The sequence below is a fragment of the Myceligenerans cantabricum genome (genome assembly GCF_054777735.1).
On the sequence record NZ_BAAHAJ010000009.1, the window covers coordinates 695,204 to 709,187 of the forward strand.

Sequence of the window (13,984 nt, forward strand, 5' to 3'; positions counted from 1 at the left end):
TGCGGGCGCGGCAGCGGCCGGGCCGGGCACGGGTCAAGCCGAGTCGCGCACGACGAGCTCCGGGGCGAAGGTCACCACCTCGCCGGGCCCGGCGTCGTCGGACCCGCCGTTCTCGCGGGCGTCCAGGCCCCGCAGCAGGAGGTCGGCCATCGTCTCTGCCATGTCCTCGACCGGCTGGCGGACCGTCGTGAGCGGCGGGTGCGCCTGGGCGGCGGCGCTGGAGTCGTCGAAGCCCACCACGGCGACGTCCTCGGGCACGCGGCGCCCGGCGTACTGGAGGACCGTGCTGACACCGTCGGCCATCAGGTCGTTCCCCGCGAACACGCCGTCGACGTCGGGCACCTCGGCGAGCAGCTTCCGGGCGGCGGACTCCCCGCCCGGCCGCGTGAAGTCGGCGTCGGCGACCACCGGGCGGTCGAGCCCCGCCGCCGCGACCGCGCCGACGAAGGCGTCGAGCCGGGCGCGCATGAACGGCGCGTCGGTCGGGCCGGTCACGACGGCGAGCCGGACGCGGCCGGACGCCAGGAGGTGCTCGGCGGCCAGCCGTCCGCCGGCCGCCTGGTCCAGGTCGACCGCGGGGACGCCGTCGGGCATCGCGCCGCCCGGCACGCGCGCCGACAGCACCACGGGAGCACCCAGCCCCACCAGCCGGGCCGGCAGGGGGTCGTCGGCGCTGGAGGTGATGAGCAGCACGCCGTCCACGTGGCCCTGGCGCACGTACCGCACGACCTGGTCGTGGGCGGGCGGGTCGGCGGGCACGATCGCCAGGTGGATGTCCCGGGGCCGCAGCGCCCGTTGCGCGCCCGCCGTCACCCGGCCGAGGTACGGGTCGGTGAAGATGCGCTCCAGGAAGGGCAGGGGCGAGCGGTGGCCCGGCGGTTCGGACACCACCAGGGCCACCGACCCGGTACGCCGCGTCACGAGCGAGCGGGCGGCGAGGTTGGGGACGTAGCCGGTCTGCTCGATGGCGCGCCGGACGGCGTCGACGATCGCCGGGTCGACCGTCGTCACGCCGTTGATCACGCGCGAGACGGTCGCCCGGGACACTCCGGCCACGGACGCGACGACCTCGAGCGTGGGCCGCGGGGACGCTGACGACATGCGCCAGTTATACCCGCACCGCCCGCGCCGTGGCCGGACGCGTCCGCGCCGGGTGCGTCACTGGTAGACGCGGACGTAGTCCACGACCATCTCCGACGGGAACGGCGTGCTGCCGTCGGGCGGGCCGGGCCAGTCGCCGCCCACCGCCAGGTTGAGGATCAGGTAGAACTCGTGGTCGTAGATCCAGGGCCCGCGGGTGGACTCCACCACCGACTTCTCGGCGTAGAAGACCTCCGTGTCGTCCATGAGGTAGCGGATCCCCTCGCTGTCCCACTCGGCGGCGAACGTGTGGAAGCCGTCCGAGATCTTCGACCCGTCGGGCAGCTCGTAGCTGCCGCCGTACCCGCCCGCGCCGTTGTACGCCGGGGCGTGCAGCGTGGAGTGGGCCTCGTACGGCTCCTGGCCGATGAACTCCATGATGTCGACCTCACCGTTGTACGGCCACGGGCGGCCCTCCAGGAAGTCCGTGCCCATCATCCAGAACGCCGGCCAGAACCCCCGGCCCTCCGGCACCTTGAGGCGCGCCTCGAACCTGCCGTACTGCGCGTGGAACTTGTTCGAGGTGTTCATCCGGTGCGACGTGTACGACTGGCCCTGGTACGTCTCCTGGCGCGCCTCGATGACGAAGTGGCCGTCGCCGTCGTGCGAGCCGTTGCCCTGCTCCGTGTAGTACTGCAGCTCGTTGTTGTTGGGCAGGCCGGGGTCGATGGTCCACCTCGAGCCGTCCGCCGGGGTCCCGGCGGCACCGTCGAACTCGTCGCCCCACACGAGCTCGAGGTCGTCGAAGTCCGGGTCGGCGGGCTCCGCCGGCGGCTGCTGCGGCGCGCCGCCCGAGCCGTACACCTGGAACTCCCAGAGCGAGTAGCCGTACGGGCCGCTGCGGGTGTTCATGTGCACGCGGACGTGCCGGCCGTCGGCGTCGAGCGGGATGGTCTCCTTGAAGCCGCCGCCCGTCGTGGTGGAGTAGACGCTGGTCCAGGTGCTGCCGTCGTCGGACACCTCGATGTCGTACCCCGTCGCGTACGCGGGGTCCCACTGCAGCACGACGTCGCTGATGTGCGCCGCGGCACCCAGGTCGACGGCGATCCAGCCCTCGTCGGTCCAGCCGGTCTCCTCGTCCGTGGCCCAGCGGCTGGCCGGGTCCAGGTCGAAGGCACGCGCGGGCGTGCACTCCCAGCAGCTGGCGTCGTGCTGCGCGCTGGAGGCGGTGCCCGTCCTGCCGTAGGACAGGAGGGTGCCCTCCACGTCGGCGGGCGGCGGCGCGTCGTCGTCCGGCCCGAACACCTGGAGCTCCCACAGGGAGATCCCGTACGGGGTGGCGCGCTCGGTGGCCACGAGCCGGACGAAGCGGCCGGAACCCTCGACGTCGAGGTCCTCGTCACCGCCCGTCGAGGAGGTGGTCGAGTAGATCTCGGACCAGCCGGCGCCGTCGTCGGACACCTCGATCCGGTAGCCGGAGGCGTAGGCGGCCTCCCAGGCGAGGCTGACGGACTCGATGTCCCGGACGCTACCCAGGTCGACACTGATCCACTGGCCGTCGGACCAGCTGCTCGCCCAGCGCGTGCCGGGGTCGCCGTCGACGGCGGCGGCTCCGGTGCTCCAGTCGAACTCGTCGCTGGAGGTGGTGACGGGACGTTGCTGGGACAGGGGTTCGGCCGCTGCCAGGGCCGGTGGCACGGTGATCGCCCCCGTGACGAGTGCCGCGGCCGCTGCGGTGGCCGCGAGCAGGCGAGTTGTTCGCCGCATGACGTGCTCCTTCGAACGTCGGTCGGGTGGTGGGAGATGCTCAGAGAGCGCTCTCTCACCATCACCCTGGCGGAGCCGGACGATCTGCGTCAAGGGTTTCGGAGAAGTTCGCTGACAGGCGAGTAAGTAATCGCGCGGGTAGGAGACGACGGCGAGGTAGGGGCGAGTGCCCACGTAGGGGCGTGGGGAGCACCCCCTGGCGCCTACCTGAGCACTCGCTCCTACCTCGCGGTCGTGCCTACCCGCATGATCTCCAAGCAATCGGGGCGGAGGGCGGCCCGCGCTCAGAAGAGCGCCTGCTGGCCTGCCGGCACCTCCCGCGGCCCCGCAGCCGCCGAGGCCGGCGGGCGCGGGACGCCGGCGTCCCGCGCGGCGGGCAGGGAACCCGCCGGATAGGCACCCTCGTCGCCCCGCGCGCGCCGGTCACCGCCCGCCCCTCCGCCCGTGTCGCCGGCGTCGGACCGGAAGGCGGCGCGGCCGAGCCCGCGCTCGTCGAGGAGCGGCTCGACGCGCCCCCGGAGCCAGTCACGATAGGCGCGGTGCGCGTACGCGCGCTCCCCGAACACGCGCCGGTATCCGGCCGCGTGCTCGGGGAAGTCGCGGTCCAGCCACTCCAGGTACCACTCGCGGGCACCCGTGCGCAGGTGCAGGGGCAGCACAGTGACCCCGGTCGCACCGGCCTCCGCGACGGCGTCGAGCAGGCGGGCGAGGTGGTCGCGCGAGTCCGTGAGCCAGGGCAGCACCGGCGCGACCATCACCCCGCACGGCAGCCCGGCCTCCCGCACGGCCCGGACCAGCGCGAGCCGGGCGCGTGGCGTCGGCGTGCCGGGCTCGACCCGCTGCTGCAGCTCTTCGTCGGCGAACGCGAGCGAGATGCCGAGCCCGACGTCGACCCGCCGCGCCACCTCCGCGAGCAGCGGCAGGTCGCGGCGCAGCAGCGTGCCCTTGGTCAGGATCGAGAACGGCGTGCCGGAGTCCGCGAGCGCCGAGATGATCCCGGGCATGAGCCGGTACCTGCCCTCTGCGCGCTGGTAGGGGTCGGTGTTGGTGCCGAGCGCGACGGGCTCGCGGCTCCAGGAGGGCTTGGCGAGCTCCGCGCGCAGGACCTCGTCGGCGTTGACCTTGACGACCACCTGCGAGTCGAAGTCCGCGCCGGCGTCGAGGTCGAGGTAGGTGTGCGAGCCGCGGGCGTAGCAGTTGTGGCTGACGACGCCGTTCGCGACGAAGTCACCGGACCCCGTGGTGATGTCGACGAGCTCGCGCGCGTGCCCGAGGTCCTCGACCGCGGCGACGATCCGGCCGGGGGCCGTGCGCGCGAGGCGGCCGACGACGTCGACCGCACCCCGGCGCCCGACCCCGGGCCCCGGGCCGACGAGCCCGTCCCCGGGACGCAGCACCGGCCGTGCCGCGGTGCCGGCGGGCGGCTCCTGCGGCGCGTGCGCGACGTATCGCCAGCCGTCCTCGGTCAGGAGCCGGTGGTCGCCGCTCGCGACGAGGACGCTGCCGTCGGCCGTCGTGACCTGGTAGGCGTGCTTCACGGTGCGCCACACGTCCCGCACCTCGGTCTCGACGAGGACGCGGCGGCCGGCGTCGTGCAGCGTGCCGACGACGCGGTCGCCCGGCACGAGGGCGCCGAGGGGGCGTGACGTGCCGTCACCGAGCAGCACCGGCGTGGCCGGGCTCAGGCAGTAGCGGCAGGCGTGACTGCAGCCCCGGTACGGGTTGACGGTCCAGCGGAACGGCATCTGCGACGCGGCGGGAACCTTGGTCAGCGCGCTCCTGGCCAGGACCTCGTGGAACGTGACGCCGTCGAACTCGGGGGCGCGGACCGTGCGGACGAGACCCGTGGCCCGCAGCGCGGGCAGCCCGAGGCCCGGCAGCGCGCCGTCGTCCGTCGTGAGCTCTTGGCCTTCCCATCGCACCCCCTGATTCGAACACATGTTCTCTTGGTGCGCAACTCGTCTATTTGATCGCGTGGCATACGGCAGGGGTGATGGACATTTGGTATGTGAAGAACTGGACTATTTTCCATATTCACCCCCTAGGCTTCCCGGAACAACCCAGAGTCCGGTCGCGGTGCCCTCGTCCGCGGGGAACCACGACCGGGCGTCATCTTCTCCTGGAGGAAGCATGGCTCACCGCAACAAGACCGCGCGGCGGATCACCGCCGTCGCAGCCGGCCTCGCGCTCACCGGTGCCGGGGCGGTCGCGGCCCACGCGGCCACGTCCGCACCCGAGGGCGGGATCGTCGGCGCGAACGCGTCCGGTGCGATCGAGAACTCGTACATCGTCGTCCTCGAGGACGGGACGATGGCGACCTCCGAGGTCGACGGCAAGGCCGAGGGACTGGCCGGGAAGTTCGGCGGCTCCGTGCAGAACACCTACTCCACGGTGGTCAACGGCTTCGAGACGACGATGTCCGAGGGCGAGGCGAAGCAGCTCGCCGCCGACCCGGCCGTCGCGTACGTCGAGCAGAACGCCGAGGTCTCGATCGCGGACACGCAGGCGCCGACCCCGTCCTGGGGCATCGACCGGCTCGACCAGGACACGCTGCCCCTGGACGACTCCTACACGTACTCGAGCTCCGGCGCGGGCGTGACGGCGTACGTCGTCGACACGGGCATCCTCACCACCCACACGGACTTCGGCGGCCGCGCGGTGAGCGGTCTGGACGCGGTCGACGGCGACGACGACGCCACCGACTGCAACGGCCACGGCACCCACGTGGCCGGCACGGTCGGCGGCACCGAGCACGGCGTCGCCAAGGACGTCGACCTGGTCGCCGTGCGCGTGCTGGACTGCAACGGCTCCGGCACCACCGCCGGCGTCGTCGAGGGCATCGAGTTCGTCGCCGAGGACCACGCCGACGGCACCCCGGCCGTGGCCAACATGTCGCTGGGCGGCGGCTTCTCCCAGGCGCTGAACGACGCGGTCGCGGCCGCCGTCGCCGACGGCGTGCCCTTCGCCGTGGCCGCGGGCAACGAGTCGCAGGACGCCTGCAACACCTCGCCGGCGAGCGAGCCGTCGGCCCTCACGGTCGGCGCCACCGAGGAGACCGACGACATGTCGTACTTCTCGAACTTCGGCGAGTGCCTCGACCTCTTCGCCCCGGGCACCGGCATCACGTCGGCCTGGATCGACTCCGACGACTCGACGAACACGATCTCGGGCACCTCGATGGCCAGCCCCCACGTGGCCGGCGCGGCCGCGCTCGTGCTCGGCGCCGATCCCGCGGCCACGCCGGACGAGGTCGCCGAGACGCTCGTGAGCGGCGGCGTCGCCGACGCCATCCCCGACGCGGGCACCGGCTCGCCGAACGTGCTGCTGAACGTGAGCGGCATCTGACCCGGGCTCTCCCGGCTCCCGGGCGGCGGAGCCGCCCATGAGGCCAGGACGGCGGCGCGGGACCCTGGACCGGGTCCTGCGCCGCCGTCCTGCTGCCTGCTCCGCCGCCTACTGCGCGGGCGCCTCGGCGGGCACCACGCGCGGGTGCAGATCCCCGGACGGCGGGCTCCAGGTCGCGGCGTCCGCGTCGACCTGGTCGCCCGAGCGGAGGTCCTTGACCGAACCCACCAGGGCGCCGGGGACGGGCGACCCCGTGGCGCCGTCGCCGCCCGCTCCCCCGTCCTCGCCCGGGAACCAGACGAACGGGATCCCGCGCCGGTCCGCGTACTTGATCTGCTTGCCGAACTTCGCGGCGGCGGGCGCCACCTCGCAGGGGATGCCACGGGCCCGCAGGGCGGCGGCCGCGGCGTCCGACACGTGCCGCGTCCCCTCCGCCGTGACGGCGACGAGCACCGCCGTCGGCACCGCGCGGGTCGCGGCGACGAGACCGCCGGACAGCAGCCGCGACACGAGCCGGCTGACGCCGACCGACAGGCCGACGCCCGGGTACGTGTTCTTCCCGTCCGACGCCAGCGTGTCGTACCGGCCGCCGGAGCAGACCGAGCCGAGCTGCTCGTGCCCCACCAGCACCGTCTCGTAGACGGAACCGGTGTAGTAGTCGAGACCGCGGGCGATCTTCAGGTCGGCGACGACGACGCCCGGCGCGCGCTCCGCCGCCGCCACGACGAGCGCCTCGAGCTCACCGAGCCCCGTCTCCAGGAGCTCCGTCACCGCGCCGTACGACTCCGCCAGCGTGCGCACCTCGGCGACCACGGACGCGTCCGAGCCGCTGATGCCCGCGAGCGCCAGGCAGGCCTTGGCCTGGTCCTCGCTCGCACCGCACTCGTCGACCAGGAGCGCGGCGACCTTCTCGGGGCCGATCTTGTCGAGCTTGTCGATCTGCCGCAGGACGCCTTCGACGTCCCTCAGGCCGATGCCGCGGTAGAAGCCCTCGGCGACCTTGCGGTTGTTGACGAGGATGCGCACGGGAGGCAGGCCGATGCCGCGCAGCGCGCCGAACGCCTCCGCCATGACGAGCGGGACCTCGACCTCGTAGTGGTAGGGCAGCTCCCCGGCGCCGACGACGTCGATGTCGGCCTGGACGAACTCACGGAAGCGGCCGTCCTGGGGACGCTCGCCGCGCCACACCTTCTGGATCTGGTAGCGCTTGAAGGGGAACGCGAGCCGGCCGGCGTTCTCCAGGACGTAGCGGGCGAACGGCACGGTGAGGTCGAAGTGCAGGCCGAGCTGCTTGTCGCGCCCGGCGACGTCGGACTCCTCCTGGAGCCGGGAGAGCACGTAGACCTCCTTGGAGGTCTCGCCCTTGCGCAGCAGCTGGTCGAGCGGCTCCACGGCCCGGGTCTCGATACCGGCGAACCCGTGCAGCTCGAAGGTGTGACGCAGCACCTCGAGCACGTGCTGCTCGACGATGCGACCTTGCGGGAGCCATTCGGGGAAACCGGAGAGAGGTGCGATACGGGCCATGCGTCAGATCTTCCCACGGGCGTCCGACATCCGGCCCGCTCTTTCCACCGGCGGGCGGCGGGCGGCACGGGGCCGCGGGCGGGACCCGGCACGGACCCGGCCGGTTCGGCTCGCCCGGCGCGGCCCAGGCAGAATGTCCTGGCCCGCGATGCCTACACTGTCCCCGCACGGACTGCAACGGCCCACGGTCCCACGACGGCTCGAACGATCCGGCGGTTCGTGCCACCGAGAGCAGCGATGTGGAGAGGAGCCCGGCGACGGTGTCGACCAGCAAGCAGCGTCAGCGTGCCCAGCAGGCGAAGAAGGAGCAGGCGAAGCGGGAGGAGCGCCGGGCCGCCGCGAGGGCGCGCCGCCAGCGGCTCACCGCACTGATCGCCGGCGTCGCCGCGCTGGCCCTGGTGGCGACGTTCGTGGTCGCCGCGCTGGTGGGCTCGGACCCGGGCGACGCCGCCGCGGAGGCCGGGCAGTGCGAGCCGGGCAGCACCGACGCCCGCGAGGACCACGAGCTGCCCGGCGTCGACGTCGCCGAGGACCGCACCTGGACCGTCACGCTGAGCATGTGCGCCACTGGCGCCGAGCAGGACGTCACGCTCGAGCTCGACGGCGCCGCGGCACCGCAGGCCGTGGCCAGCTTCGTGGCCCTCGCCCAGGACGGCTACTTCGACGGGACCGGCTGCCACCGGCTCACCACGTCGGGCATCTTCGTCCTGCAGTGCGGCGACCCGACGGCCACCGGCACGGGCAGCCCGGGCTACCAGTTCGGACCCATCGAGAACGCCCCGGACGACGACGTCTACCCCGCCGGAACCGTCGCGATGGCGCGGCAGGGTGGCGACGGCGAGTCCATGGGCTCCCAGTTCTTCCTCGTGTACGAGGACTCCCAGATCCAGTCGGACGAAGCCGGCGGGTACACGGTCTTCGGAGAGATCACATCCGGCCTGGACGTCGTCCAGGCAGTCGCGGACGAGGGCGTGGCCGATGCAGGCGCCACGGACGGCGCACCTGCCGGCCCCGTCACCATCGAAGGAGTTGAGACCCAGTGAGCGAGAGCAACGAGCAGGGAAGCGGACCCGTCGAGGACGTGGCCGCCACCGAGCCCGCGGCCGAGACTCCCGAGACCCCCGCGGCCGAGACCGACTCGACGCCGGACGCCGCAGCCGAACCGGCCGAGGCCACGACCGCCCCGGCCGACGACGCCGGAGCCCTCGCGGACGCAGCGCCGGCGGACGGGGCGAGCGCGGACGATTCCGCGCCGGCCGTGGACGAGGCGACCACCGCCGCGGAGGACGAGGCGACGCCGCCCACCGGGACGGCTGCGCAGGAGCCGGTCACCGAACCGGTCACCGATACGGCTCCGGCCACCGGCACGGCTGCCGAGGAGCAGGTCGCCGAGGACGCCGCGGCCCACGAGCCCGCAGCCGACGACACCGCCCGGGCAGCGGCCGACGAGACCACCGGGCCCGCGGCCCCGGAGACGACCGGGGCAGCCCCGGAAACGGCGGCCGGACCCGCCCCCGAGGAGGACGAGTCCGGGAACGCGGAGCCCGAAGCGGTGAAGCCCGCCGAGACGGCTCCGGCCGCGGCAGAGCCCGCCGCTGCAGAGCCCGCCGCTGCAGAGGAGAAGCCCGCGGCCGGGCCCGCGGTGCCGAAGCCGTCGGCGATCCCGTCGCCCGCGGCGCTGGCCAGGCCCCGGCCGCCGAAGCCCGGCGCCCCGCACGCGGCGGGCCCCGCGGCCGCCGCGCAGTCCACGCCCACGGCCCCCGTGACGCCCGTCGTCCCGGTGCCCGACGACGCCGCGGCGTCCGCCGAGGCGGAGAAGCACGGTCGCGTGGCCGACGACGGCACGGTGTACGTCGTGGAGAAGTCGGGCGAGCGGGCCGTCGGCCAGTTCCCGGGGGTCGGCACGTCCGAGGCGCTGAGCCTCTACGTGCGGCGCTACCTCGACCTCGTCGCCAAGGTGTCGCTGTTCGAGGCGCGGCTCGACGGCGCCGACCTGTCGGTCAAGGAGATCGACCAGACGCTCACCAAGCTGGCGGACGAGACGGCCGAGCCGGCCGCCGTCGGCGACCTGGACGGGCTGCGGTCCCGCGTGGAGGGCCTCAAGGGCCGTGCGGCCGAGCGTCGCTCCGCCCTGGAGGCCGAGCGCGCCGCCGCGAAGGCGGAGGCCGTCACGGCGCGCGAGTCCATCGTCGAGGCCGCCGAGAAGATCGCCGCCACCGACCCGGCCAAGATGCAGTGGCGCCCCGCCGGCGAGGAGCTGCGGGCCCTCCTGGACCGCTGGAAGACGGCGCAGCGCGGCGGCCCGCGCATCGACCGCGGCACGGAGGAGTCGCTCTGGAAGCGGTTCAGCCACGCCCGCACCGCGTTCGACCGCGAGCGCCGACACTTCTTCGCCGACCTGGAGCAGCGCAACAAGGAGGCCAAGTCCGCCAAGGAGCTGCTGGTGTCGGAGGCGGAGGCGCTGTCCGAGAGCACCGACTGGGGCTACACCGCGGGCGCGTACCGCGACCTGATGTCCCGGTGGAAGGCCGCGGGCCGCGCGTCCCGCAAGGACGACGACGCGCTGTGGGCCCGGTTCCGGGCGGCGCAGGACAAGTTCTTCCAGGCGCGGGACCAGGTCAACGCGGAGCTCGACGCCGAGTACGGGGAGAACCTGAAGGTCAAGGAGACCCTGCTCACCGAGGCGGAGAAGCTGGTGCCGGTCAAGGACCTGGCGGCCGCGAAGAAGACGCTGCGCAGCATCCAGGACCGCTGGGACGAGGCCGGCAAGGTACCGCGCCGCGACATCCAGCGCGTCGAGACCCGGATGCGGGCCGTGGAGAACGCCGTGCGGGACGCCGAGCAGAACCAGTGGCGCCGCAGCAACCCCGAGACGCGTGCCCGGGCCGAGGGCGCGGCCGCGCAGCTCGAGTCGGCGATCGCGGAGCTGGAGTCGGACCTCGAGGCCGCCCGGGCCAAGGGCGACGACCGGAAGGCCACCGAGCTGGAGAGCGCCCTGGCCGCGCGCAGGTCGTGGCTGGAGCAGGTCGTCAAGGCCGCGGAGGACAGCAAGGCCTGACGCGCCGCGGCCGCGACGCCTGAGACGTCCGGCCGCAGCGCAGCACCGGGACGCGGCCCCGGCACCCCTGTGGACAGCGGGTGCCGGGGCCGCGTCGTGCCTAGGCTGAGGCGGTGCGCCTCGCCCAGCTCCTCGACCCCCGCCCCGCGTCCGTGCCGCTGGTGGTGACGCCGTCCGGTGTGGGCGGCCCCGCGGCCTGGCAGGACCTGCTGCGGCGCGGCGCGCTCGTCCCCTTGCGCGAGACGCCGCTGGGCGCCACCGACACGGCGGCCGTCGCCGCCGGCACGCGGGTGACGCCGACGCACCGCGCGCTCGCCGTCGCCACGCGCGCGGGCGGTGCGCTGCCGGCACGCGCCGTCGTCGCGGGCGCCTCGGCGGCCTGGGTGTACACGGGGCTGCGCGCGGGCGTCGCCGCGCCGCGCCTGGACGACGGAGCCGGGTCGCTCGAGCTCGCGCACGACGCCGGGGTGCACCGGCCCGCCGGCCCGGTGGGTGCGGTGGTGCGCTGCTCCCCCGGCCTGCCGCGTGACACGGTCCGTCTCGGTGGCGTCCCGGTCACGACGCCGGGGCGCACCGCCGCCGACGTCGCCTGCCGGCTCCCGTTCGAGCACGCCGTCCCGGTGCTGCTGGCGCTGGCGGCGGGGAGCCGTGACCTCGGTCCGGTGGACCTCGGCCGTGTGGCACGGGCCCTGGAGGTCCGTCGGCGCGTCGTCGGGCGCCCGGCCGCCCGCCGGGCCCTGGCGGCGGCGCGGGGCCGCCGTCTTGCGGGGTGAGCGGGATCCGCGACGCGGGCAGGACCACGCGGGCTGCACCCGGCCGGTCAGCGCGCGCGGTCCCTGTCGCGGCTCGGCTGGACCCGTTTCGGCTCGCCGGGCTGCTTCGGGTACTCGGGCGGGTACGGGAGGTCGCCCAGGCCCTCGGCCTCGTCGCGGTCGGCGAGGTCGAGCGCGGGGCGCAGGTCGCAGTCCAGGGCCGGGTCGCGATCGGCCCGCAGCGGCGCGAACAGGTCCCCCACCGCGGCGAGCCGGCCCGGCGCCGTCCGCACGTCGAAGTCGTCCGGGTGCACCTGGTCCACCTCGTCCCAGGTGAGCGGCATGGAGACGGTGGCGCGGGCGTTGGCGCGGACGGACCAGGCGGACGCGATGGTGCGGTCTCGCGCCATCTGGTTGTAGTCCACGAACACCTTCTCGCCGCGCTCCTCCTTCCACCACCTGGTGGTGACCTGCTCCGGCAGGCGCCGCTCCAGCTCGCGCCCGACGGCGATCGTGGCGCGGCGGGCCTGCGTGAACGTCCACTCGGGGGCGAGCGGCACGAAGACGTGCAGCCCGCGGCCGCCCGACGTCTTCGGGTAGCCGGTCATGCCCAGCTCGCTGAGCAGGTCCCGCAGGTGCGGCGCGACGGCTGCCGCGTCGTCGTAGTCGGTGCCGGGCTGCGGGTCGAGGTCGATCCGAAGCTGGTCGACGCGCTCGGTGGCGTCGTCGTCCGGGCCGCGGCGGACCGGCCACGGGTGGAACGTGAGGGTGCCGATCTGTGCCGCCCACGCGGCCACGGCGGGTTCGGTGGGACAGACCTCGTCCGCGGTGCGGCCCGACGGGAACGCGATCCGCGCGGTCTCGACCCAGTCCGGGGCGCCCTTCGGGATGCGCTTCTGGTAGAAGGCGTCACCGTGGCTGTCGGCGCGCGTGGCCATCACCGCGTCCGCCGACCAGCCCTTCGGCCAGCGTTCCAGCGTGGTGGGCCGGTGCAGGAGGGCGCCGGTGATGCCTTCCGCGACCGACACGAAGTACTGCACGACGTCGAGCTTGGTCAGCGCCGGCCCGGCGGCGGACCCGGGGAACACGACCCGGTCCGGCGACGACACGCGCACGGAGCGCCCGGCGACGTCGATCTCGACCGGCTCGGCCTTCTTGGCGGGAGGCATGTGCCCAAGGTACGCCGGGACGCCGACATCGACGACGCGGAGCTCAGGCGGTGGTGCCCGGCGCACCCGGCAGCAGCTCGCCCAGGTCGAAGCCGACGGGCTCGGCCAGCTGCTCGTAGGTGCACGACGACGGTTCACGATCCGGCCGCCAGCGCTTGAACTGGGTGGTGTGCCGGAACCGGGTGCCCTCCATGTGGTCGTAGCCGACCTCCAGCACCCGCTCGGGCCGCAGCGGCGTGAACGACAGGTCCTTCCCGCCGGTCCAGCGCGACACCGCGCCCGGCAGCCGGTCCGCCGCCTCGGCGGCGGGCTGCGCCTTCGCGGGGTCCGCCCAGCCGCTCCACGGGTGCTCGTCGGCAGCCGGCGTGCCCGGCTCGACCACCAGGTCCGCCAGCTCCTCGACGAGCGCGGCCCGTCGCGCCTCCGGGAACGACGCCGACACCCCCACGAACTGCAAGGCCCCCGGCCCCGTCTCGGAGGTGCCGGCGGACGGCCCCACGCCGTCGTACAGGCCCAGGAGGAGGGAGCCCAGGAGCGGGCGCGCGGGCGTCGAGGTCTTGTGCAGGCGGTATCCGGCCAGGACGACGTCGGCGGTGCGGGAGTGCTTGATCTTCGCCATGGCGCGCTTGTTCGGCTGGTAGGTGCCGTCCAGCGGCTTGGCCACCAGGCCGTCGAGCCCGGCGCCCTCGAAGACGTCGAACCAGCCTGCCGCGACCGTGGCGTCGAGGGTGCGCGGCGTGGCGAAGACGAGCGGGCCGCTCAGGGCGAGGCCGTCCAGGACCTCCAGGCGGTCCGCGAGCGGACGGTCCAGCAGGGCGTCGTCGCCGAGCGCGAGCACGTCGAACACGACCAGCGCGGCGGGCGTCGTCCCGGCGAGCACGGCCACGCGCGACGCGGCCGGGTGGATGCGCTGGGACAGCAGGTCGAAGCTCAGGTGGGACCGCCCCGCGGCGCCGCCGTCGTCGGGCACCTGCGCGATGACGATCTCGCCGTCGACCACGCACCGCTCGGGGAGCGCCTCGCGGACGGCGTCGACGACGTCCGGGAAGTAGCGCTCCATCGGCTTGCCGGTGCGGGAGCCGATGTGCACCTGGTCACCGTCGCGGTACACGATCGCGCGGAACCCGTCCCACTTCGGTTCGTAGACGTACGACGGCGGTGCGGGCGGCTCGGCCTGGGCGGGCAGCCTCGCCGCGCTCTTGGCGAGCATCGGCCGGACCGGGGGCGACACCGGCAGGTTCAGCTTCTCGGCGGACATGCCCTCAGCATCCCGCACGCCGCGGCCTTCC

At 74.4% G+C, this 13,984-nt stretch carries 10 protein-coding genes; 4 read left to right on the forward strand and 6 right to left on the reverse strand.

Going from position 1 to position 13,984, the window contains the following annotated elements; translation table 11 throughout:
- Window positions 1-33: 33 nt before the first annotated feature.
- The 3 genes from ACYU96_RS12290 to ACYU96_RS12300 all read right to left on the reverse strand — a co-directional run bounded on the left by ACYU96_RS12290 (window position 34) and on the right by ACYU96_RS12300 (window position 4,787).
- Window positions 34-1,101 carry a LacI family DNA-binding transcriptional regulator gene (locus ACYU96_RS12290; RefSeq protein WP_460753598.1) on the reverse strand — a complete coding sequence of 356 codons (1,068 nt, stop codon included), beginning with the start codon at window positions 1,099-1,101 and terminating at the stop codon, window positions 34-36.
- A gap of 57 nt (window positions 1,102-1,158) precedes the next feature.
- A complete protein-coding gene (locus tag ACYU96_RS12295) occupies window positions 1,159-2,847 on the reverse strand; it encodes a discoidin domain-containing protein (protein WP_460753601.1) in 1,689 nt (562 codons plus the stop codon).
- Between the two features lie 284 nt (window positions 2,848-3,131).
- Window positions 3,132-4,787: an Rv2578c family radical SAM protein gene (locus ACYU96_RS12300; RefSeq protein ID WP_460753604.1), complete on the reverse strand. Its 1,656-nt coding sequence runs from the start codon at window positions 4,785-4,787 to the stop codon at window positions 3,132-3,134.
- Between the two features lie 190 nt (window positions 4,788-4,977).
- Here ACYU96_RS12300 and ACYU96_RS12305 point away from each other — a divergent pair, with 190 nt between their 5' ends.
- Complete coding sequence (locus ACYU96_RS12305; RefSeq protein ID WP_460753607.1) at window positions 4,978-6,192, forward strand: S8 family peptidase; 1,215 nt, start codon at window positions 4,978-4,980, stop codon at window positions 6,190-6,192.
- A 108-nt stretch (window positions 6,193-6,300) separates the two neighbouring features.
- On the opposite strand, the gene hisS is transcribed toward ACYU96_RS12305, so the two are convergent.
- The gene (gene hisS, locus ACYU96_RS12310; protein ID WP_460753609.1) at window positions 6,301-7,716 is read right to left on the reverse strand and encodes a histidine--tRNA ligase; all 1,416 of its coding nucleotides are present in this window, start codon (window positions 7,714-7,716) and stop codon (window positions 6,301-6,303) included.
- Window positions 7,717-7,976: 260 nt separating this feature from the next.
- Between hisS and ACYU96_RS12315 the strand changes: the two genes are divergently transcribed.
- The 3 genes from ACYU96_RS12315 to ACYU96_RS12325 all read left to right on the forward strand — a co-directional run bounded on the left by ACYU96_RS12315 (window position 7,977) and on the right by ACYU96_RS12325 (window position 11,547).
- Window positions 7,977-8,759: a peptidylprolyl isomerase gene (locus ACYU96_RS12315; protein WP_460753612.1), complete on the forward strand. Its 783-nt coding sequence runs from the start codon at window positions 7,977-7,979 to the stop codon at window positions 8,757-8,759.
- The gene (locus ACYU96_RS12320) at window positions 8,756-10,774 is read left to right on the forward strand and encodes a DUF349 domain-containing protein (protein ID WP_460753614.1); all 2,019 of its coding nucleotides are present in this window, start codon (window positions 8,756-8,758) and stop codon (window positions 10,772-10,774) included. The genes ACYU96_RS12315 and ACYU96_RS12320 overlap by 4 nt, the downstream gene beginning before the upstream one ends.
- Before the next feature lie 113 nt (window positions 10,775-10,887).
- A complete protein-coding gene (locus ACYU96_RS12325; RefSeq protein WP_460753616.1) occupies window positions 10,888-11,547 on the forward strand; it encodes a hypothetical protein in 660 nt (219 codons plus the stop codon).
- 47 nt (window positions 11,548-11,594) lie between these two features.
- Here the strand turns inward: ACYU96_RS12325 and ACYU96_RS12330 are convergent, their stop codons facing one another.
- Both ACYU96_RS12330 and ACYU96_RS12335 read right to left on the reverse strand, forming a co-directional pair.
- Window positions 11,595-12,695, reverse strand: coding sequence for a DNA polymerase domain-containing protein (locus tag ACYU96_RS12330; protein ID WP_460753619.1), 1,101 nt, complete (start codon window positions 12,693-12,695; stop codon window positions 11,595-11,597).
- A 43-nt stretch (window positions 12,696-12,738) separates the two neighbouring features.
- Window positions 12,739-13,938 (reverse strand): ATP-dependent DNA ligase, encoded by a 1,200-nt coding sequence (locus ACYU96_RS12335; RefSeq protein WP_460754617.1) that lies wholly within the window; start codon window positions 13,936-13,938, stop codon window positions 12,739-12,741.
- Between the last annotated feature and the right edge of the window lie 46 nt (window positions 13,939-13,984).

Excerpts from the sequence above, each read along its gene's own strand:
- ACYU96_RS12290 (WP_460753598.1), bottom strand. The coding sequence starts at position 1,101 with ATGTCGTCAGCGTCCCCGCGGCCCACGCTCGAGGTCGTCGCGTCCGTG.
- ACYU96_RS12295 (WP_460753601.1), bottom strand. The coding sequence starts at position 2,847 with ATGCGGCGAACAACTCGCCTGCTCGCGGCCACCGCAGCGGCCGCGGCA.
- ACYU96_RS12300 (WP_460753604.1), bottom strand. The coding sequence starts at position 4,787 with ATGTGTTCGAATCAGGGGGTGCGATGGGAAGGCCAAGAGCTCACGACG.
- ACYU96_RS12305 (WP_460753607.1), top strand. The coding sequence starts at position 4,978 with ATGGCTCACCGCAACAAGACCGCGCGGCGGATCACCGCCGTCGCAGCC.
- hisS (WP_460753609.1), bottom strand. The coding sequence starts at position 7,716 with ATGGCCCGTATCGCACCTCTCTCCGGTTTCCCCGAATGGCTCCCGCAA.
- ACYU96_RS12330 (WP_460753619.1), bottom strand. The coding sequence starts at position 12,695 with ATGCCTCCCGCCAAGAAGGCCGAGCCGGTCGAGATCGACGTCGCCGGG.